This window comes from Litorimonas sp. (assembly GCA_029936425.1).
Taxonomy (GTDB): domain Bacteria; phylum Pseudomonadota; class Alphaproteobacteria; order Caulobacterales; family Maricaulaceae; genus Litorimonas.
Window position 1 is genome coordinate 85,279 of sequence record JAPYSU010000006.1, and the last position, 24,854, is coordinate 110,132.

Here is a 24,854-nt window from a genome sequence, read left to right on the forward strand (position 1 = left end):
TTCCATGACAGCCATTATGTCTAACTTTTTGAAATATTGATCTCCTCAATAGTCCGTAATCGCAAATAAATAAAAAGACAACGTTGTCATATTTGCTCCCGAATGCTAGTTCTGACTAGCAGGGAATTACTAAAGGAGAGGCTGATGAGCTTTAATCGTCGGGAAACAATCGGATTACTTGGCGGAGCCAGTTTGGCCTCTTTAACGGGATGTGCAAACACAGCTCAAATTCCGACAGTATCGCAAGTAACAGGTTTAAATGATTTAGCCCGCACCAAAGGCTTGCGTTTTGGGACGGCGATAGGATCCGATGCTCTGCAAGACCCTGCTTATCTTGACGTGATCAAACGCGAATGCGGCATTCTCGTCGCCGAAAATGAACATAAAATCTATGTGACGCAGGGCGAAAAAGGCCCAATGGATTACTCGCGCGGTGACGCGATTGTAGTTTTCGCAGAAGAAAACGATATGGCGATGCGCGGTCACGTTCTGCTCTGGAATCGGGACGATTTTCTCCCCGCCTGGATGCCGGACTACGATTTTGGGCCCGACCCGCGCCAAGGCATGAAGGCTTATCTGACTGATTATATCCGGGATCTCGCGACGCATTATAAAGGACGTATCTCCAGCTGGGACGTGGTCAATGAAACCATTTCGCCGGAAACGGGGTTGATGCGCGACACTGTTTTCACACGAAATTACGGACCGGATGTTGTGGATTTTGCCTTTCGGGAAGCCCGGAAACACCTCCCCGATACACAGCTCGTCTATAATGATTATATGATCTGGGAGCCCGGAAATGAAAAACACATCTCCGGCGTCTTAAAACTCCTGGAACATTTCCGCAAAAACGATGTGCCAATAGATGCGTTCGGCGTGCAATCCCATTTGGGAACAGGTGACGGAGACGTTTATCCATCCGGAGTTTATCCGGATCCACAGCGCAAAGAGTTCCGCCAATTTATCGATGAAATCGTCGCGATGGACTACGACCTCATCTTGTCGGAATTTGATGTAAACGACACCCGCCTTCCCGCAGATATCAAAACCCGTGACCGGTTAGTGGCCGATTATGGCGGCGCTTTCCTCGATATGATGCTGGATTACAGCGAAGTCAAAGACGTTCTCGCCTGGGGTCTGTCAGATAAATATAGCTGGCTGCAGGAATGGTGGCCGCGTGAAGACGGCGTAGAGAAACGCTCGACTCTATTTGATGAAAATATGGAGCCGAAACCGCTTTACTACGCCGTAGAAAAATCCTTCAAGACGGCCAAACCGCGTTAAAACGGCATTTTCATCCCGGGCGGCAGCTGAACGTCGCCCATGGCGTTTTTCATGGTTTCGCCTTGCGCCGTATCAAGCCTGGCCTTGGCGTCTTGGAAAGCGGCCACGATCAGATCTTCAAGTATCTCGGCCTCTTCGTCTGATAAAAGGCTCGGATCAATTTTGAGCCCTTTCATATTTCCGCCGCCTGTGAGCGTTACTGTCACAAGCCCGCCTCCGGACTTTCCTTCCACAACAAGGTCGGCGACTTCTGCCTGAGCCTGTTCCATTTTCTTTTGCATGTCTTTTGCCTGTTTCATCAGGCCCATCAAATCTTTCATGATTTAATCCTCTTCATCGTCTGTCTCGGCAGATGTCGGTTCATGTCCGAAATCGCCTTTAATGACGTTATGATTTTCTATTTCCGTAATACCGAGTAATTTGGCATTTTTCAGTAGTGAATGAGAAAAAGCGGGATGCGCGCGGTCTTTTTCCGCCTGCTCTTTTTTAGCCTTACGGCGCAATTCCGCTAACGTAGGGCCGCCGCCACTTTGTTCAGTCGAAATAATCCAGAGTTCACCCGTCAGGTCCTGAATGGCACTCACCATTTTACCAACCAAAGAGGAAGGAGCAGAGCTGACCAATTCTATCGTGAGGCTACCATGGCGAAACCGAACCGGACGGACATAGCGTTCTATGTCCGAGCGGAGTTTAATCATCGTTTCGGGCAAAGCCTCCACCAAGTCTGACAGACTCTTCAGCTCAATTGGAGGCGGCCCGGACGCGACAGGTTTGGGTGCTTTGAGCTGTGCAGTCGCCTGAGACGAACCGCTCGAGTCCACTTCTTGTTTAGCTACCTCTGACGTTTTTGACGTCGCGGGAGCCGTCACAGATGTTGCGGAGTGGGCTGACGGCGGAGCGGACGGTAGAACGGGAAGCCCCTCTCCGCCGTCTTTGACTGATTTTTGTGCCTGTTCGATAATCTGCGCAGCAAGTTCCGGCGGCGGCATTTGTCCCGCCACAGCCAGTTTCAGCATGGCCATTTCCGCAGCCGCGAGAGGCGCCGGGGCCAAGCGGACTTCATTGTGGGACTGCGTCAGTATTTGCCACAGCCGCGTCAGCTCTCCCATGGAAAGCTGCTCTGCCAATTTTTTAATTCGGTCTATCTGGTCCGGCGCCGCGTCAAAATCAGCGTCATCTTCGAGCGTTTTCGCACGGCTGATCTCATGGCAAATATCCATAAGGTCGCGCATCACTACGGCGGGGTCGGCGCCGTCATCATATTGAGCGCGCATTTCCGTAATCGCGCCTTTTCCGTCCCCGAGCGCCGCCATACCGAATAAGTCCAGGACGCGGACGCGATCCGCCAGACCCAGCATTGTACGAACCTGTTCAAAGCTGACTTCATCACCGTTCAGCCCGGCCTGAACAATGGCTTGGTCAAGCAGCGATAAGGAATCGCGAACAGACCCTTCCGCCGCCCGCGCAATCAATGCCAGTCCTTCATCAGAGACTTTGACATTTTCCTTTTCGCAAATTCCGCGCAGATGTTTAGCCAGCACCCCGGCATCAACCCGACGCAAGTCAAAACGCTGGCAGCGGGAGAGAACCGTGATGGGGACTTTTCGAATCTCGGTCGTCGCAAAAATAAATTTGGCGTGATCAGGGGGTTCTTCGAGGGTTTTCAATAGCGCATTAAACGCCCCCGCCGAGAGCATATGCACCTCGTCAATTATATAAACCTTGTAACGCGCCGTCGCCGGAGCGTAGCGTACGCCGTCGAGCATTTCGCGCATATTTTCGACGCCTGTCCGAGAGGCGGCGTCCATCTCCAGCACATCCATATGAGAACTGGTCATGATCAGATCGCAATGCTTGCCCGGTTTGGACAGATCCGTCGAGGGGTGATCAATCTCGTTAGTTTCGTAATTGAGCGCCCGCGCCAGAAGGCGCGCCGTCGTGGTTTTACCAATACCGCGAACGCCCGTCATCATAAAGGCATGAGCCACGCGACCTGCCTCAAATGCATTGGTGAGCGTCGTCACCATTGCGTCCTGACCAATCATATCTTCAAAGGTATAAGGGCGGTATTTACGCGCGAGTACCTGATAGGATTGTTGCTGAGTCTTGGTCATCCCAAAATATATAGGCAGAATGACGGGGCGGGGAAAGGGTGAAGGCCTTAAACTCCGCTACGCGTCCACAGTTAATCCAATTCCCAAAAGGACCGAATTTCAATTCCTAGCTAAAGAAAGACCACCACGGCTATAACGCCAATAAAGACGGCGAGAATAACTATAGTACTCAGCCGTTTATGATGCGGTTTAGGCGTGCTCGGCATATCATCTGTTCTGGCTTGTTCATTGTCAGGCATATAAACTCCTTTATGTATAAACGAACTTGAGCCAAAGCGGTTCCCTGTGCGTAAGGCATGCAATGACTGACTTCATAATGCAAAATCAGATTGCTTTCTATTACAGCTTGATAGGGGCAGCATTTATGGGGCTGACCTTTCAGCCTGCCTTCCGCGATAAAATGCTCTTCAATATTCCAATCATATATATTGTGGTTGGTATAGTTGGGGCTCTGATTGGGTTGCCTGTCATAAATCCTATGGGAACCGAAATAGAAGCTAAAATTGTCGAACACGCCTCTGAGTTAATTGTTATTATTTCCCTCGCCGGGGCAGGACTTTCCATTGATCTCAAAGCCCGTTGGCGAACGTGGCAGCCGACATGGCGATTACTGGCGATTGCCATGCCCCTAACAATTTTATGCGTTGTCTGGCTCGGAATAAATCTAGCCGGACTTAGCGTGGCCGGAGCGGTTCTGTTGGCGGGCGCTCTTGCCCCAACCGACCCTGTATTGGCGAGATCCGTCTCCGTGGGTTCGCCCCATAGCGAGCAAGACGGCACGCGGACGGCGCTCACATCCGAGGCCGGGTTAAATGATGGGCTGGCCTTTCCGTTCATTTGGCTAGCGGTAGGTCTGGCTCTTGCCACAGGTGATTTTTCATGGGGGAACTGGATACTCGAAGATGTAATTTACCGCATCACGACAGGAATTATTGCCGGACTTGCCGTCGGATGGTGTCTGACAAAAATCCTGTTTTCCTCAATTGGCGACGCGACGAATAATCGCTCCAATGCGGCCCTGGTTCTGCTCGCCGCCACATTTCTTTCTTACGGGCTCGCGGAATTGGTTCATGGGTACGGCTTTTTATCCGTCTTCATTTCGGCCCGCGCCGCGAGAGCCTTGACCAAGGACACAAAAGCGGAGCCGTATGAGAACAAAACGCACAAGTCGGCAGATCAGCTAGAATCCATTTTATTGGCCGTTATCCTCCTTTGGTTCGGAACATTTATCGGAGGCTCTCTCTGGCATGTCTGGACCTGGCAGGATTTTGCGATTGCATTGGCGGTTGTCTTTATTATCCGACCGCTGGCGGGATGGATCTCCCTATTGGGTCATAATATGGATAAAACCGACCGTGCCAAAATCGCGTTCTTCGGCATTCGGGGCATGGGTTCGATTTTTTACGCGGCGTTCGGACTAAATCAGGTTGATTTTGCCAATCCGGAAAGAATTTGGTGCGTCATTAGTTTCACCATACTGATCTCGGCCTTGGTACACGGTAGTCTCTCAAATCGCTGGATGACTGATGCGGGCGTGGAGGAAACTGATGACACTGACAGTGAGAACGCAAAAACAGGCGAGAAAGAAACCGCTTGAAACTGACATGGCAAGTTTGGGAAAAGAGTGGAAGGCTGAACCCTGACCCGAAAAAGCCACGTTACGGCTGCTTCGTTCCCGACCTGACCGGGTTGGCGCGGATTCCCGTCCAAAGCCAACCTTCCGAGCGGCTATATGGACAATGATAATGTCAGGCGCAAGTCTTGAGCCCAGAAAAAACCCCGGCCAAAGTTTTGACCGGGGCTTCCGAGAGACGGTTTGACCCGCCTGAAAATTCAGCCGTTTTAGAATTTCCTCACATAGGCGATATCCCACACATCAGCGTCAATATCTACGCCGCCAATCTCGCCGTCCTTATAGGTATATCCGGCCCGAATACCATTTCGGCTGTCCATATTGTATTGCAGTCCGCCGCCAACAGCATAGCCGTCCGCTTCGTCCTGAAACTTGACTCCGGCAGTTTCTGTCTCAACACTCACAACGGTGTAACCCGCACGGGCAAAGGCTTCGACGCGTTCCGTAATGGGAAGACGCCCGACAGCATAAGCGCCCAGATCCCACTCTGTGTCTGTTTCCACGCCATTTTCTTCTTCGCCAATGACGCCGATAGAGCCTTCGCCCTCAACACCGAAATAGCGGTTGAAATTATACCCCAGACGACCTGTGGCATTGTATGTGTCGAATTCGTAGGTGCTGGCACCCAGAGTACCATAAGCCCCTGAATCCTGAGCTTGAGCGACACCTGCGCTGGCAAAAAACGCCATGGAAAGTGCCATTGAACCCGCTAGGGCAGAAGTTGTTAGTTTTCTCATTGTTTTATCCTTTCGTGATTAAACACGGAAAAGGATATGCTCATTCACGGCGCTTCGTTCCCCGGCAATATGCTCGCCCTGAAAGTCGTTGTATTTTTATCACTGTTTCTAAATTCCGGGTAATTTTGGGCTAAAAGCCGCTATATTTCCAATTCTCCTTTATGCTGTTATTTACGCCGTGTCTTTTGAGATTAGCCCCGTTATAGAGCCTCATGACTTATACTGATCTCATGCCTTTTGCGGGTAGCCCCATTGATTTTTGCGAAACCCGCCGCTCTCCGGATGAACTTCAGGCCTTTATGGCCAAACCCGCTGCCCGGGCGATTTTGTTTCACAAGGGTCAGCCGGCGATTGATGCGCAAGGAAAGCTTATTCGCATTCACCCCTCCGAGTTGATTGGCCAGAATCTGGTGGATCCACATGTCATCTTCTTAGGGCTGGAAGGCGAGCGTCCGATTTTCGTCGGCAATCTACAGAAAAACGATGCGGTGACCTTGGAAAAAGATTTTCAGAACCTTCGGGCTGCAGGAGGACACTTAAGCGCCGATGAACTCTCAATGGCCGGCCGGGCCAAATCTATTCTGGACTGGCATTTTCAGCATCCTTTCTGTCCAAAATGCGCCGCTCCCACTAACCCCGGTGAGGGCGGAAACAAACGTATCTGCTCCCGCGAGACCTGCGCCGCAGAACATTTCCCCCGCGTCAACCCGGTTGTCATTATGCTGGTCGTGCACGAGGACAAGCTCTTATTGGGCCGCGGTCATGGCTGGCCGGAGGGGTCTATGTCCGCCCTGGCAGGTTTTGTCTCACCCGGCGAAACCATAGAAGAAGCTGTGGCCCGCGAAGTCGAAGAAGAAAGTGGAATCAAGACCAAAAATCACCGCTATATTGCCAGCCAGCCCTGGCCTTTCCCAAGCCAGCTCATGATGGGCATTATCAGCGACGCCATCAATACGGATATTGTCGTCAATAAGGACGAGTTGGAAGACTGCCGCTGGTTTACTCGCGAAGAGGTAAAAGCCGTCTTTGACAAAACCGGAGATGCCTTTTTACGGCCTCCGCGCGTCACCATTGCTAATCAACTGATGAAATATTGGGTCGAGCAGGGCTAACGCTGCCAATAACTTTTGGGCTTATTCCAGGATTTCCGGCCAACGTGAGTTGGCAATCGAAATAAAGTCATTTTTATCTGCCAGCCAGCGATCCCGGATGCGTTCACTAAAGTTTAGATAAAGCTTCCCATCTTCCACATACCAATGGGACGGAGAGCCTCTGGCCAGCTTTCCTTTAGAGATGGCCCAGGCACAATATCCGCCAAATTGCGGCTCAAAGGCACTTGGATTGGAGACGAAGAGATCCCGGTTGGCCTCTGTCTGAAAATACCATCTTGCGCCTTTATAGATGGTCGAAAACTCTCTTTCGCCTTTTTGCGGATTACCGGAAAAAAAACTAACGGCATCATATCCGCCCAGCGCCAAATTATTGCGCCAGGATGTGTAAATAGGGTCATCTGCGGCCTGAGCAGCCAATGGAGTCAGGCTCACCCACCCAAACAACGCCGTTGATATGAGGAGTAGTTTCATACCCTTAACATAAGTGTTTCTTGGAAAAGCAACAGTCCTTTTCCCCGAAACATTCTGAGCCCTATCCTAAATTGCGGATTTCGTCGGCCGGATAAGTGCCGAGAATTGTCAGGTTTTCCGAGAAAAATGAAAGCTCCTCCAGCGCATGGCGCATGGCCTCACTATCAGGGTGACCTTCGACATCGGCGTAAAACTGAGCCGCCGTGAAAGACCCGCCGACCATATAACTTTCCAGCTTTGTCATATTGATTCCGTTCGTCGCAAACCCGCCCAAGGCTTTATAGAGCGCGGAGGCAACGCTTCTCACCTTGAATACGAAACTGGTAACAACCGGGCCGTCTGTCAGGACGGGCATGATGGGGTTAGGCGCCAGAACAAGAAACCGCGTCGTGTTATGGGCTTCATCCTCGATATCCTCCGCCAATATATCCAAATCATAAGTCTCTGCGGAAAGCCGAGAGGCCACTGCCGCCACGGATTTATCGCCCAGTTCGGCCACTTTGCGGGCCGCTCCGGCTGTATCCACATCCGCAACAGAGCGTATATTCCATTCAAGCAACTTCTTTCTCACCTGCCCCAACGCCATCGGATGTGAACGGGCCGTTTTGATGTCTTCTTTTCTTGCGCCTTTTACGCCGAGTAATTGGTGATGGACGGCCAAATAACGTTCGCCGATTATGTGAAGACCACCTTCTGGCAAAAGGTGGTAAATATCGGACACACGTCCGGCGACAGTATTTTCAACGGGAATCATGGCCAGCTGCGCCTCACCGCTTCGAACCCGGGCAAAGGCGCTGGCAAAACTTGCACAAGGAAGCGGGGTATAATCTGGGAAATACGCCTGACAGGCCAGATGGGAATAGGCTCCGGATTCCCCCTGATAAACTATCACATCGCTCATAATCGTCTCAATCCTGCTAAAAGGGCTGTAATTTGCGCTTAAAGCCTTTGCGACGGTGTGCCGCAAGAGGTTTTCCATTTGCTTTCGTGTGATATGTTTATATTAAGACCACCAAACAAACGGGGCTGTCTTTGCCGCGTTATAGAAGCATAAGATTACGAAGGAAATCGTCCCATGGATGAGCTTGGTTTCAACAAAATTGCAGGGGCCGTTCTGGCAACCGCTCTGGGTGTCATGGTTTTGCGCGAAGTTCCGCATTTTTTCATGCATACGGACGCCCCTGAAACACCTGTCTATTCCGTCGGCGCCATTGAAATAGCGTCCGGCGAAGAAGAAGCCATTGACCTTCCTTTCCCGCAACAAAGCTGGGTGGACGCTATGAACGCGGAAGAAGGCGCAAAAGTCTTCAAGAAATGCCAGTCCTGCCATAATGTCGAGGCCGGCGGAGCCAATGGTACAGGACCGGCGCTTTACGGCGTTGTTGGAAATCAAGCAGGGAGCCATGCCGGGTTTAACTATTCCTCTGCCATGTCATCAGTGGGATATAACTGGACATTCGAGGAGCTGGACGGATTTCTGACAAAACCCGCCGCGCATTTAAGCGGGACTAAAATGGCTTTCATCGGCCTGAAAAAAGAAGAAGACCGGGCCGCCGTGATCGAATATTTACGGGTGAATGACAGCAGTCCCGAACCAAGGCCCGAAGCTGTTGCGGCCCCCGAGCCTGAAGAAGCCACGGATATGGCGGAAGACGCCAGCTCAGACCCTTCAGACACAGATAACGTCGACGTTGAAAATACGGAAACACCGGTTATCGATGAAAGCGGAGACGCCGTTGAAGCCAGTATTGGCGATCCAACGCCTGATCCAACTGAAGCCGAGGATGAGACAGAAGAAACAGACGCTTCCGAAGAAGTCACCGAAGAGACAGAAGAAACAACGCCCCAGTAATCGGGCCTTGTTATTCTCAAGTTCGGTTATTTCAACCGTTTAACTCTGCGGGGCGTTCCAATACGTGCGAGCGCCTCGGCATAAGGTTCTTTCTCTGTTTTCATATGAAACGCATTGGCGTGGAGTAAAGTCTCTGCATCCCACATGATGCCGATATGACCCGGCCAAAAAACCAGGTCTCCACGTTTCAGATTATCCATATCCTCTATGGCGAGACGTTCTCCCAGCTCATCTTCCTGCATGTCTGCATCTCTCGGGGCGTCAACTCCTGCGGCGCAGAGCGCCATTTGAAGCAAGCCGGAGCAATCCACTCCCATTGCCCCAGTCCCGCCCCACACATAGGGCGCTCCAAGATATATTTCAGCGATATCGACAAAGTCCAGATTTTCACTCGGTTCAGACAAAGCTCTTAAATGACGGACATGAATATAGGCCCCCGCTCCGATCTGCAAAAAATCACCTTCTTCTGATTGCCCCTGAATCTGAGAGTTGAGAGGGAGCGCGTGTATAATATGGGATTTGATATTCGGTTTGTTAAAAACCGGAGCGCGTAAGGCGGCTATGCAATGGCTCGCTTCGAACACGTCGTCAGAAACTGATTTTTTGGGAACATAGCCCACATATCCCGGCCTATCGCTTCCGGGAACCAGGGAAACCGCTTGCCCCCAGACCCAGCCGCGGCCTGTTTCGTATACATTGAACTTCTGGCCGTGAAGCAACTCTGTCTGCAATCCTTCACGCCATCCGCGATTATCACGAAGCGGTGCAGACGGCGCAATAATGTGGGCCGTAGAGAGGAGCGGCATATCCGCATTCGGAAGGCTCACTCGTGAATCCGCCATAGCTTACGCCGTAAATTCCGTTTGGATGATCCGGGCAAAATTCCTTAAATAATGAATTCCGCCGGAGGTCCGGCACATAACCACAGAGCGTTTATCCCTGTGATCCGGCGCGCGTTCAACATACCCATGATGAGTAAGTCGATCAATGGCGCGCGAAATGACGGCTTTTGTCACCTCCAAATGCTTGGCCAGAGACCGAACGGTATGCGGCCCCTCGGAGAGATAAATTGTCATCAGCACCGCCATTTGCCGGGTCGACAAGTCCGGCTCGCTGGCCCGGACAGACTTTACTGTCACTTGGCGCCAAAGGTCCAATCCTTCGGACAGGTTTATTTTTGGACGGGCCAGAGGAAGCGGCGCTTTAGAGGCCTGACGCGAAGCCGAGGGAACCGGCGCCAGAAAAACCACTGTATTGTCTGCACCGTCCGCCATAAATATTTGTCCCTGATTTGCAACCGAATCAAGGAATCGCATAGGCGGGATTCTTTGGTCAAGACGCAAACCAACGGCCCTGGCCCCGGAACGGGCTAAGACCTTAAAAGGACTCTATATTTTTTTAAGACTTTCTTAACTATTTCGAGAGGTCGGAGTTCAACCCGCCGGCCTTGAGCCAGAAATACAGTGCGCGCACGCCATACATGTCGCCTCCCTTGGGGTGGCCGGCCCGATTACTTGGATTCCAACCATAGGTATCCAAATGCATCCACGGACGGTTTTTGACGAAACGCTGCAGGAATAGGGCGGCCGTAATACAGCCGGCAAAACTGCCCCCCGCATTTTTCATATCGGCAATGGGAGAGCTGAGAAGAGAATAATAGGGTTTCCAGAGCGGCATGCGCCAGATGGGATCAACTTGTGTTTCGCCCTGCGCGAGAACATCCGAAACGGGCTTTTCGCGGTTGCAAAAGAAAGGCGGCACTTGCGGTCCCATCGCCACACGCGCGGCACCGGTCAAAGTCGCGAAATCGATGATGAGAGCTGGTTCGCTTTCAGCGGCTTTGGTCAGGCTGTCGCCCAAAACCAGACGTCCCTCCGCATCCGTATTGTCGATTTCGACGGTCAGCCCCTCTCTCGAATGCAGAATATCGCCGGGGCGGTAAGCGCCTGCCGAGACAGCATTTTCCGCGACCGCCACCAGACAATGCAATCGTATCGGCAAATTGTTTTCCATGATGAGTTTAGACAGTGCCAGCACATGCGCCGCGCCGCCCATATCCTTCTTCATCAGGCGCGCGCTTGAGGCGCCTTTGATATTCACGCCGCCCGTATCAAAAGTAATTCCTTTGCCGACTAGTGCCAGACGGGGGTGAGAGGGGTCTCCCCATTCAAATTCCACCAGGCGCGGCGGCTCATGCGCGGCGCGGCCCACCGCATGGATCATGGGAAAGTTTTTTTCGAGCAGCTCTTCGCCGACCGTAGCCGACACCGTTGCGCCGTATTCTTTTGCCAGATCCACCGCAGCTTTGTGCAGAGCCACAGGCCCCATATCGCTTGCCGGTGTGTTGATAAGATCGCGGCAAAGCGCCGTCGCATCGGCCAGAGACTGGATTTCCACCAGGGGGCTCTCTTCGCTGACAACAAGAGTAGGAAATCGGGTTTCATCTTTCAGATATGTTTCGAATTTGTAAGCGCCCATTCCCCAACCGGTTTCGGCCAGAGCCCGTTTCCAGTCTTTGGGAATTACGGCCAGTTTGTAGAACCCTTCCGGCAGGGCTGAAGATAATCCCCCGACGCGTATCGGGCCGAGATCGTCATCTTCAACAGGCCCTAAACCATAAAGCACCGCAGATACGGATCCGTCCGGTTTCGGGAGCCGGACTCTCTGTCCGGCATCCGCGCAAAAGCCACGGGCTGTTGCATAGCTTTGACCTATGTCGTCCAGTGAAGACTTTACATCTGCCCACTCGTCCGGCCGGACACAATAAATCGGAATAATCGAGGTCGCTTCCTTGTCACTTAGCTCTGAAGCTCGAACAAAAATTGGCGTTTCGGAGGGGGAATCGGACATTGTGACTTTTCTTTCTCTATCATTTTAGCTTCGATTTTGAGGCAGGACCCATCTCAGTGATCGGCGCAGAATACTAACGAAGCATTAACCGTCTCTGTTTACGATTGTGAACGCAATTAAAGGCAGGTGCAAGACGTGTCGCACGACCGAAATGCACATTGCAGGAGGCAAAGCCTAACATGACATCACATAAATTACGAATTTTATTGGGCTCGGGGCTATTAGCGGCAGGGCTTGTCAGCGGTTTGGCCGGATGCGCCACCGCCCCGCAATACACGGAGACCGAACGCGAACTTTCCGAAAGTATGAGCAAGGAAAGTTTTCAGCCCGCCAATCGCGCCCTTCGCGACGGTATTGAAACGCAAGACACTTTGGCACAGGCGGCCTTCTGGATGCGCGAATATGATCTTAATCCGGGCGATTTGGAATCTGCCATCAAACTCTCGGCCACTATTCGCAAACTCGGCAATCCTCAACGCGCTGTTGAAATCACCCAAACAACGCGGGCGCTTTATCCCCGTGATCCGTATCTGGCGGCAGAATATGCGGCGGCTTTGATTGCCTCGGAGCGTTCCGTCGATGCGATGGAGCCATTGGATCAGGCTCTGAACTACGCCCCGGCTTATGGACGTCTATGGTCGCTGAAAGGCGCGGCGCTGGATCAGCAAGAGCAATATGAGCTGGCCCGTAAATACTACACTCGCGCGCTGGACATTACGCCGAACGATCCGAGCGTTATGGCCAATATGGGCTTGTCCTATGCTCTATCTGGAGATCCGGTGACAGCCGAAACCTGGTTAAGACGGGCCGTTGCCATTCCGGGAGCCTCTAAAAGCGTCCGTCAAAACCTGGCCCTCGTGCTTCAAATTCAGGGTAAAACCGAAGAAGCTGAATCTATGGCACGGATGGCCCAAAGTCAGTCATCCAGCCGATTGCCAAACCTAAACGCGCAGCCAGCACAAACCATACGCGGCAGTGCCTCATCGCAGGACAGAGCATCGACTTCACTTTCTCCGCAATCCCAGCCCCAAGCCACGGCGCAATATAATAGTTCCGGAAACTATCAGGGGACAAATGCTGATAGCGGATTTACCTCTCCGCCTCCCAAAATCACTGTGCAAAATTCTCCGTCTGTTCAATCGGGCGCGAGCGCCTCTCAGAACAAAACGGCGCCCTATCCACAAGGCAGCTCCGCCAGTGACGCGGCCCGCCTGGCGGCCCAACAGTCTGGCGCGAGGCCCAAAACGCAAATCGTGAGCCCCGAGCAACAACAAGCGCAGGAACACATTCTGGCGAAGTTAGCTGGAAATGTGGGCGCGAGACCGGCCAATCCCGCGCTTCGGCGTCCGCAGACATCGTCGGCACCTCAAAGACAAAACCAGAGCGCTCAAGACCAAGCGGCGCCTTATTTTCCAGGACGGGCTGACCCGGGCTCATCCGGAGCGCAATATCAGCCGCCTCAAGCGCAGCCTTATCCTCCCCAAGGAAATACAGGCACGCCCTATCCGCCGCAGCCGCAAGAGCCGCGCGGGGCCTTGCGCGAGCGAAGATAAGTTTGATTGCAGATACGGAATAAAAAAGCCGCTGAAAACTCAGCGGCTTTTTTTGGTTTGTAGTTTCTTTCGGCAATCTATCCCAGAGCGGCTCCGAGGCGCATACCTGCCGGGGTCAGGATAACGATAAACAGAACCGGAAGGAAAAAGACGATCATGGGTACGGTAAGTTTGGCAGGCAGAGACGCCGCCTTTTTCTCAGCCTGCATAACCCGCATTTGCCGGTTTTCATTCGCCATTGTCCGAAGCGTATCGCCGAGCGGCGTACCATATCGTTCAGCCTGAATGAGGGCTGTCGCCACGGCCCGAATTCCCGGATGGTTATTGCGCCGGGCAAGGTTTTCATAGGCCAGACGGCGGCTACTAAGATAGGATAATTCAGCCGTTGTCAGAGAGAACTCCTCAGCCAGCTCAACCGAACTTTCCGCCATTTCATCGGCGACCCGTCCGAATGCCAATTCCACAGACATCCCCGATTCCACACAGATAAGCAGCAAATCAAGCGCATCAGGAAACACAGGCACAATATTGGCCAGGCGTTTACTGGCGGCGTTCTTGACGTAAATAGCCGGCAAGTAAAACCCGAATAATGTCAGGCAGATTGTCACGAAAAGGTTCTGCATCAGTGACCACTCGCGGACATTGAGAAGAACAAAGAATAGAATACCCAAGACAAACAGCACCACTGGCGCAATAAGCCGGAATAGATAAAAGGTATAAACCGGTTTTTGGCCGCGCATACCCGCCTGAGCCAATTTATCTTTCAGATCAGACGCTTCCAGGAGCTTTTGCAAAGAGAACCGATCAACAAGGTTTTTAACGGCCCCTTTATTTTCAGTTCTCAACCCTTTCTGGGCAGAGTTTAGCTCGGCCATCCTGTTTTTCTTTAATCCCTCGCGGGCGCTTGAGACCGAGTCCATCCGTTTCTTGAGTTTATCCCCTTCAAGTATAGGCGCAAAAATAATGTAAAGCGTTGCAACCGTCAGCAAAGCGATAACCAGAAAGGCAAAGTTCTGAAGAAGGGCGAGTGATTCAGCTGGCATGGTCTACTCCTCCCCTAAAACTTGAAGTTAATCATTTTGCGCATCATGAACGTGCCCATGAACATCATGACAGCCCCGATCATCATATTTCTTTGACCGGTCGAGGTGAAATACAGTTCATTCATGTAGTCCGGGGACATCATGGTGACGAGCAGCATGACGACAATAGGCAAAGAGGCAATAATGATCGCACTCATTTTGGCTTCGGCCGAGAGGGCCTTGATTTTTTCCCGTAGAATTTTGCGTCCCCGCAGCACAGCTGACAAATTGGCAAGACTTTCGCCCAGATTACCGCCGGTAGACTTTTGAATGTTTAGAACGGTTGCGAAAAAGTTCACCTCGGAAATGGGCATACGCTCATAAAGTTGTTCCAGACAGACCTCAATCGGAATGCCTACGCTTTCGCCTTCGACAACCCGGCGAAATTCCGCGCCAAGCGGGTCGGGACTCTCATGCGCAATAATTTTAAGACAGTCATTGAGCGGAAGGCCGGTTCGAACGCCGCGGACAATAATATCCATCGCGTCAGCAAAATGAGCTGTGAATTTTTTCTGACGCCGGGTAATGGCGCTGTTGAGGAAAAACCGCGGAAGACCAAATCCAACCACAAAAGCAAGTCCGAGACATAAGAACGGATTCATGCCCAGAAGAAAGGCCGGAACGCCGGCCAGCCCTGCAAGAACTGCTGATATAATAAGAAACTTTTCCGGTTTTATAGACCAGTCCGCTTGAACCAAGCGCATCTCCAGAGACTTTGCTTTCTTTTTTTTCTTTTTTTGTCTTTCTTCAATTTTAGAGAGCGTTTCTTCAATTTGCTTTCGCCGCGTTCCCTGATCTTCGGTTTTGAGTTTGCCGAGAAAGCTTTCTTTTTGCTTTATATCCCCGGAAATGGATTTCAGCCGTTCAGTTTTCTTACCGCCGCCATCGCCCATGAGAATATATCCGGCCACGAGAACGAAACCAACGACAACTATTCCGATGAGCGTAGTTTGATCCATTCCTAACTCCCGGCCTCATCCAGAGCCTGGGCCAATTCTTTTTCAAGATTGAAATATCGGGCGCGGTCCCAGAAGGCCGGGCGGGCAATCCCAGTAGATTTATGCTCTCCGATAATATTGCCTTGGGCGTCTTCGCCGTCCATTTCATAGACAATAAGGTCCTGGGTTACGATAACGTCCCCTTCCATGCCAATAACTTCGGTAATTTTTGTGATACGGCGAGAGCCGTCTCTTAAGCGCGCCGCTTGCACAATCACATCGACAGAGCCGACAATCATTTCGCGGATTGTTTTCGCCGGTAGGGAAAAACCGCCCATCGTAATCATGGATTCCAGCCGGGACAAAGCTTCGCGCGGTGAGTTGGCATGGAGCGTTCCCATAGAGCCGTCATGACCCGTATTCATGGCCTGTAACAAGTCAAAGGCTTCGGGTCCCCGGACCTCACCCACAATAATTCGTTCCGGACGCATCCGCAGGCAGTTTTTGACCAAATCGGCCATTGTGACTTTACCCTTGCCCTCGAGATTGGGCGGACGGGTTTCAAGTCGAACCACATGTGGTTGCTGGAGTTGCAATTCGGCGGCGTCTTCGCAGGTAATGATCCGCTCATCCGGATGAATAAATCCTGTCAGACAGTTCAGGAGCGTTGTTTTACCGGAACCGGTACCGCCGGAAATAACAATGTTACACTGACAGGCCCCAATGATTTCGAGCACTCGCGCACCGGCCGGAGAAATGGATTTAAAATTGACCAAATCCTTCAGCTGGAGTTTGTCCTTTTTAAATTTCCGAATAGTGAGCGACGGCCCGTCAATTGAAAGAGGAGGCGCAATCACGTTTACCCGAGACCCGTCAAGTAATCGCGCGTCACAAATCGGACTGGCTTCATCAACGCGGCGACCCACTTGGCTCACAATGCGCTGGCAGATATTCATCAGCTGCGTGTTATCGCGGAAGCGGATATTCGTCTTGATCATCTTACCATTGGTTTCGATGAAGACGTGTTTTGCGCCATTGACCATAATATCGGCGATATCGTCACGCATGAGCAAAGGCTCGAGGGGGCCATAGCCGAGAATATCGTCACAGATTTCTGTTATAAGCTGGTTTTGTTCCGCAACTGACAGCCGCACATTCCGGATGGCGATGATTTCGTCCACAATGGTTCGAATTTCTTCGCGGGCTTTATCCATTTGCATTCCGGCCAGGGCCGTAACGTCAATGGTTTCAAACAAGGCGTTGAAAATCGTTGCTTTGGTTTCGTAATAATCCTCTGAAGGCTCCGCCGCGCGAGACGCCCCTTGGGCCTCAGTCGCGGGGGAAGGCGCCGCCTGGACAGGGGGCGTTACCACCTTTTTTTCTGTGGCAGGCGCTTTTAGCGCTGTGGCGTCTGAACGTTTACCGAACATGGGCGCTTACTTTCCTTTTTTCAGGAATGAAAAGATAGATTTGCCTTTTTGTGTGTCCCCTTGCTTGCTTCGATCCTTCTTGGGCAGAGCGATTTTCCGCTTTCCGCCCTCATTTTGCATAGCCATATCGAATCGGCCCGTTTTCAAACGGTTGGCAACATAGTTTAATCCGGACACGGTGCGATCTGCAGATTTGACCTGATTGAGCATTTTGCCTTCATTCGCGGCTTCAAAGAAGCTCTCCGGGTCGAAACTGATGACGAGGCTCGGCTCCAGGCCGACAGCTGCGGCAAATTCCTTGACAGGGATTTCTGCGGTTTTACTCATACCCGTTTTATTGAGGATCAAAACCGGATCTGGATCGTTCGGGCGTTGCGACCGAAGGAAATCCACCAGGTTTTTTGTGTTACGGAGATTGGCCAGATCGGGCGTTGCCGTAATAACAACGTCATCAACGCTAGTCAGCACTCCGGTTGTCCAATCCGCCCAGTAATGCGGCATATCCAATATGGTGAGCGGGCTGATAGACCGAACGCCGTTCACTACGGCTTCATAAGCCTCGCTATCGAGAATGGGTTTGCTGTTCAGAGAGCTAGCGGCCGGAAGTATGGACAGTTTCGCTGTATGACGGATCATGATGCGATCCAGAAGCGTTTCGTCAAGACGGTCTGGCTGGCCGAGCGCCTCTTCCAGCCCTTGTGAATTGTCATAAGCAAAATCGAGACCTGTTGTCCCGAAAGAACTGTCAAGGTCAACCAAAGCCGTTTCCTGCCCCAGCCCTTCGGCGAGACACCACGCCATATTATGCGCTAGAGTTGAAGAACCGACTCCACCCTTCGCGCCGAAAAACGCCGTAACGCGCCCAATAAACGGGGCTTCCGGATCGGTATAAAGATCGCTGAGTGAACGGATCAGATTAAGCGGCATGAGAGGCGGAACGATATATTCGGATACGCCCTTTTCCATTAACTGGCGGTAGAGCCGAATATCATTTGCCGCCCCGATAATGACAACTTTGGTGTTTTCATCACAGACTGAGGCAAGCTGTTCCAACTGGGCGAAAAGCTCCGGCCCGCGCATACCCGTTTCGACGAGAATGAGGCTTGGCGTATTTTCCTTGCGATAAAAGTCTATCGCGGAGGGAAGCCCGCCCATGTAAATCTTCATGTTGACACGTTTCATGCGCCAATCACGAGTCGTGGAATTTATGACGCTGGCGGACTCCTGGCGATCACAAAACGCGTGAATGGAAATCTGTGGCAGGGCCTTTTCACCGCCTTCTCGGGCAGCTTCTTCTTCCTCAGCAGGGGGATTCATTCCCATTGCGGCCGGCGGCGGCATACGCTCCGGCAGAGGTTGACCTTGCTGGCCCTGGTTCTGATATGGCGGTTGTTGCGGCGTTGCCCCCTGATTTGGAGACTGCTGATTTGGTTGCAATGGCGGAGCTAATTGCGGCTGTCCTTGTCCAGACTGTGGTTGCGGGTGAGGTTGCGGCTGACGCTGCGGTTGCGCTTGCGGCTGACTTGGGTGTTGTCCCGGCATCCCTTGCGGCCTCGGCATAGGTTGCGGCGCAGCCATCTGGTTTTGCGGTCTTTGGGTTTGCGGCATTGGAACAGGTTGCGGCGCAAATTGCGGTGCCGGCATCTGGCCCATAGGCGTAGGCTGCGAGGGAGGGTTTGTATTTTGGGGATTTGGGCTTTGGGTCATAGGATACATCCGGTCATTTCCGTCTGGCTCAAAATGAGACCGCTCCTGAAAGAATATGGGGCCATATTATAAGTCATTATTCGGCATCAAACTTTTCGGATTGTTGCGGGGGTCGCTCAGCCGCAGTTGATTCACCTTTTATATATTTGTCATAGACGACAGTCCGGCGCTGTGAATTTGGACTGGCCGCCGGATACGGTTCCAGGAACTGACGCGGATCCGCCACCATCGCCGCCAAATTCGCGTTTTGAGAACATCCGAATGACTGGCTGGGCTGATTATTATAAGTTCGGGTCAGGTCATCCATAAAACGGCAATCCGCCGGAATGGCTCTCAGAGTTCTATAGGAGACAACGACAGGCGACGGCGCGTCAGCCTCGCTCTGATATTCGCCTGTTTGAAGTGCGGCAGGATTGATCCCGGCTTGTGCCATCATGGTTCGCAGCAAGGTATTGGCCTGTTGCGTGCCAGCACCGGTTATCTTTCCGGCGGGTAGGTTAACATAAAGCGGACCGTCGCCGCCGACGCGATAACTTTCCAGAAACTGTCCGACAGCAAACTGATCCCGGGCGGACAGCTCAAGTCCTTCTGGGCGGGCATAAAGCTCCAGGCGTTCAATGGATTCGGCGACCTTGATTTGATTCCGCAAGGGCGTCGGGGCGTAGGACGGCGTTGGCACCGCGCACGCCGTCAGTATTCCGGCTCCGATGGAGGCGAGAAGGATTTGTTTAAAAGCTGTGGAGGTCTTGATCATCATCATCTCCTAATCCACCACATGCCCAAAGGGCCCGCCCAGGGCAGGTTGTGAAATTCTTGGCTGGCCATCTTCTGAATAAACCTTGTTCAAACGGCCCAAGAGAATGGACTCGCCGTCGGAAGGCGGAACATATCCATCAAGCGGTGTTTGAAGCTTATCCGGATGGGTCGCATCGACAAGGTAAGGCGTCACGATCACAACCAGTTCGGTTTGCGTATTGGTGGAGTCGCTATTTCGGAAAAGGGCCCCCAAACCGGGTATATCTTTGGCGCCGGGCGTGCCGTCACTGGAGCTCCGGCTTTCCTCACGGATGAGCCCGGCGATAACCAGGCTGCCACCGGCTGGCATTTCGACGACTGTATTGGCGCGTCTGACCCGTAAGCCCAGAATATCAGAGGAAATCCCTCCCGTTTCAAAGGAACCTTCCGTTGTGGGCTCTGAAACTTCGGTTGAAATATTCAGGGAAATCAAACCTTCACTGAGGACAACCGGGGTAAAACCGAGAGAGACGCCGTAAGGTTTGAATTCAAATTCGCGCTGAGTTCGCCCAAATTCATCCAGAAAAACATTTGTCAAAAGAGGGAATTCGCCGCCGATTAGCGTATTGGCTGTTTCGCCTGAAATTGCGGTCAGGCTCGGCTCGGCCAAAGTTCGAATAAGGCCGACACGTTCCAAGGCCTGAATGGCGCCTGTTAATGAGGTGATATCGCCGCCGGCGGGGCGAACAGTCGCCTCTCCTGACAAACCTGCCATGGCGCCTAGTCCGGCATTACTGACCAGAGAAACGGTGGATTCGCCCAACTGAGCCACCGCTCCGATATTAAAGCCAAGCTGTTTGGTGACCGAGCGCTGCATTTCGACAATGCGGACCTTGAGCATGACCTGGTCACGGCCTTCAATCGACATGAGATTGACAACCTCGCCAGGTTCATATGTCCCGGTGGCGATTTCGTTTAGCCAAAGCTTGGCCAGTTTTTCAATTCTATCCGCCGAAGCCGCATTTTGAACAGAGCCTGTCAGAAGGATATTGTTATGAATGGCCTGCACCTCAACTTCTGCGTCAGAGGCATTTTTACGAATTAGCTGATTCAGCTCTGATATATCGCGTTCAACACGTATGTTCAGATTAAGCAGCTCCTGATCGTTTTGTCCGTAAAAATAGGCATTTGTCTGTCCGGCCTGTTTACCGATCAAAACTGTCCGTGTCGAAGTGTGCACCACCGCTTCGACCACATCCGGATTGGACACGATGACGTCCTGTATACCTTGAGGAAGTTCGATAACCGTGGACTTTCCATAAGGCAGAATAATATTGCGTTCATTGGCGCTTTGGCTGGAGACGGATAGGGAGCTGGCCTTGACGGCGCTCATATCGGCGTATGAGCGCGTATTTGCCTGAGCTGAGACGCTCATAATCGCAGCCAGACTCAGACCGACCCCACTTAAGGCCGCGCGGCGGATGGAAATATTCTCCATCGTCTTTTTGATGGATTGGCGAATAGTCTTCATTATTGACCCCTTATCGCGACGCGTTGCGGCTCGCCCGAGCGGTAAACAACAAGGTCAGATGGCGGCGCTTCTTCTTCGTAGACAGTCCGTTTCGCCGCACTCGGGGCGCTCATCCGCGACGCATTCAGCCCGCGCAAGGCCAGACTGATTTCTCCGGAAGACTGGGCTTCCTGTAAGAGAGTGGCATCAGACGGGCTTAGCTCAAAAGTTGCGGTAGACCCGATAACAAAGGCTTCGCCCTCCGGATCGGTCGCGTAAGTCTGATCAATGGCGAGAACCTGAACGTTTTCAAACAGAATATTGGCAATATTGACTTCATCCCGAATAATGCCGGTTGAGCCTTGTGTCCCGGAATTATTGCTTTGAAGACTGAATTTCTCGGTAATAATAATGTCAACGCGGTCGCCAGGCTGAATAAATCCACCTGCCGCTGTCTCAACTGAAATACGCGTCGTCACGGCTCGCATACCCGGGCTTAACATCGCCGCCATCACACCGGAATCGCCGGCGCGAACTAACTTAGACTCATTGATCGGTTCACCTTCGAAAATTTCAGCTCTTACGATAGAGCCTTCCAGTTCCTGAATAGCTTCGGGGCGATCACTTTCCTCATTCGTAATCAGGTTTGGCTGAACATTTTCCTTTGGCCAAGGCTTCCAGGAGAGGTGATCCGCCGTAAGGCGAGTCCCTAGCGGGACATTCGCGTTCGCCACCAAAACTTCGACATATTCGACTTGTTCAACAACGGGCGCGACCTCATTGGTCGTTGGGGCGGGCGCCGCAAATTTCTGTATGGCAAACCACAAGACGAGAGCTGTGCCGCCCAGAATCGCCACTTTTATAAGTTTTGAGCTGTCCATAACCCCTCACATGACCGGAATAGTCAGAATTCATTACGACTCTCTTAGACAGAGATTCGATAAAGTATGGTTAAGATGTAAAAAGGGACGGCAAAGAATTAGTTAACAGGGCAGAGAAAACAGAGGGAAAACACTGAAATTTATTGATTATTTGACCTTCAACCCTCGATTAGACTCCTGACAGACGACTTATTGCCAAGGCGCTCTTCGCCTGAAAGAGCCGGTCTGAAAGTCTAAAACACTCAGATATACAATTTTAGATATTATAAACCAAGCGCCGCATTAAAAATTGCGCTCTGCGGCAAAGTCAAAAGCGCGCCGCCCGCCAGAGCAAGGCCATACGGCATTTTCTTTTCTTCCTTGAAAAGACCGTATCCCCAGGAAGAGGTGGAAAGCCACACCGGAGCGTATTTGCGCCCGACCAGCATCAAAAGAGCCAAAACACCACCTATCACGCCCGTATAGAATATATACATGATCAAATCACTCCACACCCACCAGAGAGAGGTCGCGGCCATAAGTTTCGCATCGCCCCCGCCGAGCCAACCCAGAGCAAACATGGCAAACCCGGCGGCAAAAACAACCAATCCAACAAGGAGGTGTTCTCCAAAGGCAGGAAAACCCGTCCAGGCAAAAGGCATCATGATAAAAAAGAGGGCAATTGTCAGCAAGCTGATCCAATTCGGAATTTTCATGATTGCGGCATCTTTGATGGCCGCCATAATCATACAAATAGAAAACCCGAAAAATATAAGAAATGGAAATATCATCTGACTCTACCGACTAATTATTTTAGGTCGGAATAGCGAAACAGTCTTAATATTGGGTTTCCCACATTCAAATTGAGGATCAGTTTGATTGGATTTAAGATGTTCCTGGAGCTTCAGCCGAATTCAGACCTTCACCTGCATTATTAAAAATTCCGTCAAGTGAGGTTCCAAGGGCGGATGCGCCCCCGATCAGAGCCACTGCAATAAGGGCTGCAATCAGACCATATTCTACCGCCGTCGCGCCGGTTTCATTTTTTAGAAATGTTTGAAATAATTTCATTGTGCCCCTCGGTGGAAAAGCTCTCAACGAGCATAAAAAAAGCTGCAACCGAAGTTGCAGCTTTCAAATAATACAATCGAATTAAATTCGACTTAATTTTATGGCGATTAACCGGATGTACCAGTGTTTTCTGTAGCACCGGAAACAGATGTTGCAGCGTCATTGAATTTTGTGTCAATTGCTGAACCAAGTTGCGTTGCGCCGCCGATAAGGGCCACAGCGATGAGGGCTGCGATCAGGCCATATTCAATGGCGGTTGCGCCGGATTCGTCTTGAATAAAACGGTTTACTAAATTTTGCATAACTTACTCCCACGTATGCTAGTCAATTATAAAGGGACAATCCCAATTACAGGGTTTTCCCTGATGAGATGACTTATAGGGGAGATGAATTACGAGCCGGTTAGGAGACGTGGTAAATTTGTAATTAATTTCGTTTTTTCTGATAAAAACATCCAAAATCCCCAGTTTTTATGGGATTTTGGCATTAAATTATCTGACAATTTTCTCCTATATATAATGTAAGCCAAATAAATAATGCAAAATCCTGCTTCCGCGGGCCATTTGTAAACGCTTCATTCACCACATGGCTATAGACAGGCCCCGAATGCCGGAGGCTTATATGCAGAAAATATCATCATTGATTTTAGGAACAGCGGCGGCAGTCGGCCTATTGTCTCTCTCTCCTTTGGCCGTAGCCGGTCAATATATGACGAACGGTCAAGCCTATCAGGTGGAGCTGAATAAAACGCAAATTCTCCGCCTCCCGGCCTCCGCCGGAGCTGTTGTTATTGGTAACCCGTCCATCGCAGATGTGTCTGTTCATGCCGCTGATACATTATTTGTCGTTGGACGAGGCTATGGAGAAACCAACCTAATCATTCTGGATCGGCAGGGGCAAACCCTAATGGACACAAATATTCAAGTGTCTCAGTCGGTTTCCTCGCAAAGCGTACGTGTCTTCAACAGAGGTAACCGGCAAAGTTATAATTGCACACCTTCTTGCCAGCCCGCCCCTGTTTTAGGCGACTCACCCGATTTTATTGGGGATTTTACCTCCAGTGAACGCCGCATCATTTCCTCTGAGGCTCTCGGAGCCCAAGGCATAGGAAATCAGGGTTTTCCGGGAGCAGGTGGCGGCTTTAATGCAGAACAAACTGGCCCTGGCCCGATAGGTCCCGGCCCTGCCTCCCAAGGCACTGAATTTTAGATTTTTTAAATTTTTTCAGCAGATCTTCAATGAAATTCAGTCTCTATTAAGGGTGTTTCTTGGTCTAAATTTAAGCTCTTTTCCCTAGTCTTATAAATAATCTTTGTGGGATGAATTATGACTCTGCCTGCTTATAACGCCCTTGGACGTTTGCACTCCCGGGCCAAAACCTATCTTCGCAATGGAGAGGGCTCGGCTGCAATTGAATTTGGCTTGCTGGCCATTCCCTTTTTCATGCTTATTTTCGGCATCTTGGAATTGGCCATTGTCCTGTTTCTAAATGCGAGCATGACTCACGCCGTTGGAGAAGCCGGTCGACAGATTCGGGTGGGCAATTTTCAAGCCTGCGGTGGCGACAAGGCAGAAAAATTCAAAGAACTTGTCTGTTCCAATATGGCCAGTATTGGTCGATGCGCGGATCGTCTCCGCGTTGATGTCGAAACCGGTACAAGTTTCCAAAGTATAGTGCTTCCAGATCCTCCAGAAGCTGAAGACACAGATTCATCTGTACCGAATGGCACAGTTGCCAACACTGTCGGCGGAGAACCTGTCGTCGCGAGAGCGATCTATTATTATTCCCTAGCTATGCCGGCTGCTTTGACCCGTTTGGAAACGAGAAAAGGCAGCGGAATCCGCGAGCTTCAATCTTCGACCGCTTTTCGAAATGAACCTTTCTCAACCGCTGGCGTCTGCCCGTCTTAAAGGT

The 24,854-nt window shown here is 51.5% G+C and carries 27 protein-coding genes and 1 other RNA gene; 8 read left to right on the forward strand and 20 right to left on the reverse strand.

The window, feature by feature from the left end:
- The first annotated feature begins 144 nt into the window (after positions 1-144).
- Entirely contained in the window at positions 145-1,284 is a 1,140-nt protein-coding gene (locus ACN0IC_RS07595) for an endo-1,4-beta-xylanase (RefSeq protein ID WP_416878169.1), read from the forward strand.
- On the opposite strand, the gene ACN0IC_RS07600 is transcribed toward ACN0IC_RS07595, so the two are convergent.
- The 3 genes from ACN0IC_RS07600 to ACN0IC_RS07610 form a co-directional block, all read right to left on the reverse strand.
- Positions 1,281-1,604 (reverse strand): YbaB/EbfC family nucleoid-associated protein, encoded by a 324-nt coding sequence (locus ACN0IC_RS07600; protein WP_416878170.1) that lies wholly within the window; start codon positions 1,602-1,604, stop codon positions 1,281-1,283. The genes ACN0IC_RS07595 and ACN0IC_RS07600 overlap by 4 nt on opposite strands.
- 3 nt (positions 1,605-1,607) lie before the next feature.
- Positions 1,608-3,398, reverse strand: coding sequence for a DNA polymerase III subunit gamma/tau (locus tag ACN0IC_RS07605; protein WP_416878171.1), 1,791 nt, complete (start codon positions 3,396-3,398; stop codon positions 1,608-1,610).
- 110 nt (positions 3,399-3,508) lie between these two features.
- Positions 3,509-3,637: a hypothetical protein gene (locus ACN0IC_RS07610; RefSeq protein WP_416878172.1), complete on the reverse strand. Its 129-nt coding sequence runs from the start codon at positions 3,635-3,637 to the stop codon at positions 3,509-3,511.
- A gap of 62 nt (positions 3,638-3,699) precedes the next feature.
- On the opposite strand from ACN0IC_RS07610, the gene ACN0IC_RS07615 reads away from it, so the two are divergent.
- Positions 3,700-4,995 (forward strand): cation:proton antiporter, encoded by a 1,296-nt coding sequence (locus tag ACN0IC_RS07615; protein ID WP_416878173.1) that lies wholly within the window; start codon positions 3,700-3,702, stop codon positions 4,993-4,995.
- A gap of 26 nt (positions 4,996-5,021) precedes the next feature.
- On the opposite strand, the gene ffs is transcribed toward ACN0IC_RS07615, so the two are convergent.
- Together ffs and ACN0IC_RS07625 are read right to left on the reverse strand one after the other, a co-directional pair.
- An RNA gene (ffs, locus tag ACN0IC_RS07620) (signal recognition particle sRNA small type) lies at positions 5,022-5,120 on the reverse strand.
- Positions 5,121-5,240: 120 nt separating this feature from the next.
- Entirely contained in the window at positions 5,241-5,768 is a 528-nt protein-coding gene (locus tag ACN0IC_RS07625; protein WP_416878174.1) for a porin family protein, read from the reverse strand.
- A 212-nt stretch (positions 5,769-5,980) separates the two neighbouring features.
- Between ACN0IC_RS07625 and nudC the strand changes: the two genes are divergently transcribed.
- Positions 5,981-6,880: an NAD(+) diphosphatase gene (nudC, locus tag ACN0IC_RS07630; protein ID WP_416878175.1), complete on the forward strand. Its 900-nt coding sequence runs from the start codon at positions 5,981-5,983 to the stop codon at positions 6,878-6,880.
- A 21-nt stretch (positions 6,881-6,901) separates the two neighbouring features.
- Here nudC and ACN0IC_RS07635 read toward each other — a convergent pair whose 3' ends face one another.
- Together ACN0IC_RS07635 and ACN0IC_RS07640 are read right to left on the reverse strand one after the other, a co-directional pair.
- Positions 6,902-7,351, reverse strand: coding sequence for a YHS domain-containing (seleno)protein (locus tag ACN0IC_RS07635; protein ID WP_416878176.1), 450 nt, complete (start codon positions 7,349-7,351; stop codon positions 6,902-6,904).
- A 61-nt stretch (positions 7,352-7,412) separates the two neighbouring features.
- Positions 7,413-8,252, reverse strand: a complete 840-nt coding sequence (locus ACN0IC_RS07640) for a prephenate dehydratase (RefSeq protein WP_416878177.1) — start codon at positions 8,250-8,252, stop codon at positions 7,413-7,415.
- 174 nt (positions 8,253-8,426) lie between these two features.
- On the opposite strand from ACN0IC_RS07640, the gene ACN0IC_RS07645 reads away from it, so the two are divergent.
- Positions 8,427-9,203: a c-type cytochrome gene (locus ACN0IC_RS07645; protein WP_416878178.1), complete on the forward strand. Its 777-nt coding sequence runs from the start codon at positions 8,427-8,429 to the stop codon at positions 9,201-9,203.
- Between the two features lie 26 nt (positions 9,204-9,229).
- Here the strand turns inward: ACN0IC_RS07645 and ACN0IC_RS07650 are convergent, their stop codons facing one another.
- The 3 genes from ACN0IC_RS07650 to ACN0IC_RS07660 all read right to left on the reverse strand — a co-directional run bounded on the left by ACN0IC_RS07650 (position 9,230) and on the right by ACN0IC_RS07660 (position 12,053).
- The gene (locus ACN0IC_RS07650) at positions 9,230-10,045 is read right to left on the reverse strand and encodes an NlpC/P60 family protein (protein WP_416878179.1); all 816 of its coding nucleotides are present in this window, start codon (positions 10,043-10,045) and stop codon (positions 9,230-9,232) included.
- Positions 10,046-10,048: 3 nt separating this feature from the next.
- Positions 10,049-10,519, reverse strand: a complete 471-nt coding sequence (locus ACN0IC_RS07655) for a MarR family transcriptional regulator (RefSeq protein WP_416878180.1) — start codon at positions 10,517-10,519, stop codon at positions 10,049-10,051.
- Between the two features lie 97 nt (positions 10,520-10,616).
- Entirely contained in the window at positions 10,617-12,053 is a 1,437-nt protein-coding gene (locus ACN0IC_RS07660; protein ID WP_416878181.1) for a leucyl aminopeptidase family protein, read from the reverse strand.
- A gap of 179 nt (positions 12,054-12,232) precedes the next feature.
- Between ACN0IC_RS07660 and ACN0IC_RS07665 the strand changes: the two genes are divergently transcribed.
- The gene (locus ACN0IC_RS07665; RefSeq protein ID WP_416878182.1) at positions 12,233-13,606 is read left to right on the forward strand and encodes a tetratricopeptide repeat protein; all 1,374 of its coding nucleotides are present in this window, start codon (positions 12,233-12,235) and stop codon (positions 13,604-13,606) included.
- A gap of 77 nt (positions 13,607-13,683) precedes the next feature.
- Here ACN0IC_RS07665 and ACN0IC_RS07670 read toward each other — a convergent pair whose 3' ends face one another.
- From ACN0IC_RS07670 to ACN0IC_RS07685, 4 genes are read right to left on the reverse strand one after another with little or no spacing between them, the layout of a single operon-like run.
- The gene (locus ACN0IC_RS07670; RefSeq protein WP_416878183.1) at positions 13,684-14,649 is read right to left on the reverse strand and encodes a type II secretion system F family protein; all 966 of its coding nucleotides are present in this window, start codon (positions 14,647-14,649) and stop codon (positions 13,684-13,686) included.
- Between the two features lie 14 nt (positions 14,650-14,663).
- Positions 14,664-15,647: a type II secretion system F family protein gene (locus ACN0IC_RS07675; protein WP_416878184.1), complete on the reverse strand. Its 984-nt coding sequence runs from the start codon at positions 15,645-15,647 to the stop codon at positions 14,664-14,666.
- Between the two features lie 2 nt (positions 15,648-15,649).
- Positions 15,650-17,056 carry a CpaF family protein gene (locus ACN0IC_RS07680; RefSeq protein ID WP_416878185.1) on the reverse strand — a complete coding sequence of 469 codons (1,407 nt, stop codon included), beginning with the start codon at positions 17,054-17,056 and terminating at the stop codon, positions 15,650-15,652.
- Between the two features lie 6 nt (positions 17,057-17,062).
- Positions 17,063-18,373: an AAA family ATPase gene (locus ACN0IC_RS07685; RefSeq protein WP_416878186.1), complete on the reverse strand. Its 1,311-nt coding sequence runs from the start codon at positions 18,371-18,373 to the stop codon at positions 17,063-17,065.
- A 5-nt stretch (positions 18,374-18,378) separates the two neighbouring features.
- On the opposite strand from ACN0IC_RS07685, the gene ACN0IC_RS07690 reads away from it, so the two are divergent.
- On the forward strand, positions 18,379-18,618 hold the full coding sequence (locus ACN0IC_RS07690) for a hypothetical protein (RefSeq protein WP_416878187.1): 240 nt from the start codon (positions 18,379-18,381) through the stop codon (positions 18,616-18,618).
- Positions 18,619-18,839: 221 nt separating this feature from the next.
- On the opposite strand, the gene ACN0IC_RS07695 is transcribed toward ACN0IC_RS07690, so the two are convergent.
- The 6 genes from ACN0IC_RS07695 to ACN0IC_RS07720 all read right to left on the reverse strand — a co-directional run bounded on the left by ACN0IC_RS07695 (position 18,840) and on the right by ACN0IC_RS07720 (position 23,241).
- Positions 18,840-19,517 carry a CpaD family pilus assembly protein gene (locus ACN0IC_RS07695; RefSeq protein ID WP_416878188.1) on the reverse strand — a complete coding sequence of 226 codons (678 nt, stop codon included), beginning with the start codon at positions 19,515-19,517 and terminating at the stop codon, positions 18,840-18,842.
- Positions 19,518-19,526: 9 nt separating this feature from the next.
- Entirely contained in the window at positions 19,527-21,029 is a 1,503-nt protein-coding gene (locus ACN0IC_RS07700) for a type II and III secretion system protein family protein (RefSeq protein ID WP_416878189.1), read from the reverse strand.
- On the reverse strand, positions 21,029-21,889 hold the full coding sequence (gene cpaB / locus ACN0IC_RS07705) for a Flp pilus assembly protein CpaB (RefSeq protein WP_416878190.1): 861 nt from the start codon (positions 21,887-21,889) through the stop codon (positions 21,029-21,031). Before cpaB ends, ACN0IC_RS07700 begins: the two co-directional genes overlap by 1 nt.
- Positions 21,890-22,152: 263 nt before the next feature.
- Positions 22,153-22,659, reverse strand: coding sequence for an A24 family peptidase (locus tag ACN0IC_RS07710; RefSeq protein ID WP_416878191.1), 507 nt, complete (start codon positions 22,657-22,659; stop codon positions 22,153-22,155).
- A 94-nt stretch (positions 22,660-22,753) separates the two neighbouring features.
- On the reverse strand, positions 22,754-22,939 hold the full coding sequence (locus tag ACN0IC_RS07715) for a Flp family type IVb pilin (protein WP_416878192.1): 186 nt from the start codon (positions 22,937-22,939) through the stop codon (positions 22,754-22,756).
- Between the two features lie 107 nt (positions 22,940-23,046).
- A complete protein-coding gene (locus tag ACN0IC_RS07720; RefSeq protein ID WP_416878193.1) occupies positions 23,047-23,241 on the reverse strand; it encodes a Flp family type IVb pilin in 195 nt (64 codons plus the stop codon).
- Positions 23,242-23,560: 319 nt separating this feature from the next.
- Between ACN0IC_RS07720 and ACN0IC_RS07725 the strand changes: the two genes are divergently transcribed.
- Together ACN0IC_RS07725 and ACN0IC_RS07730 are read left to right on the forward strand one after the other, a co-directional pair.
- Positions 23,561-24,148: a pilus assembly protein N-terminal domain-containing protein gene (locus tag ACN0IC_RS07725; protein WP_416878194.1), complete on the forward strand. Its 588-nt coding sequence runs from the start codon at positions 23,561-23,563 to the stop codon at positions 24,146-24,148.
- A gap of 117 nt (positions 24,149-24,265) precedes the next feature.
- On the forward strand, positions 24,266-24,850 hold the full coding sequence (locus ACN0IC_RS07730) for a TadE/TadG family type IV pilus assembly protein (protein ID WP_416878195.1): 585 nt from the start codon (positions 24,266-24,268) through the stop codon (positions 24,848-24,850).
- Positions 24,851-24,854: the final 4 nt, after the last annotated feature.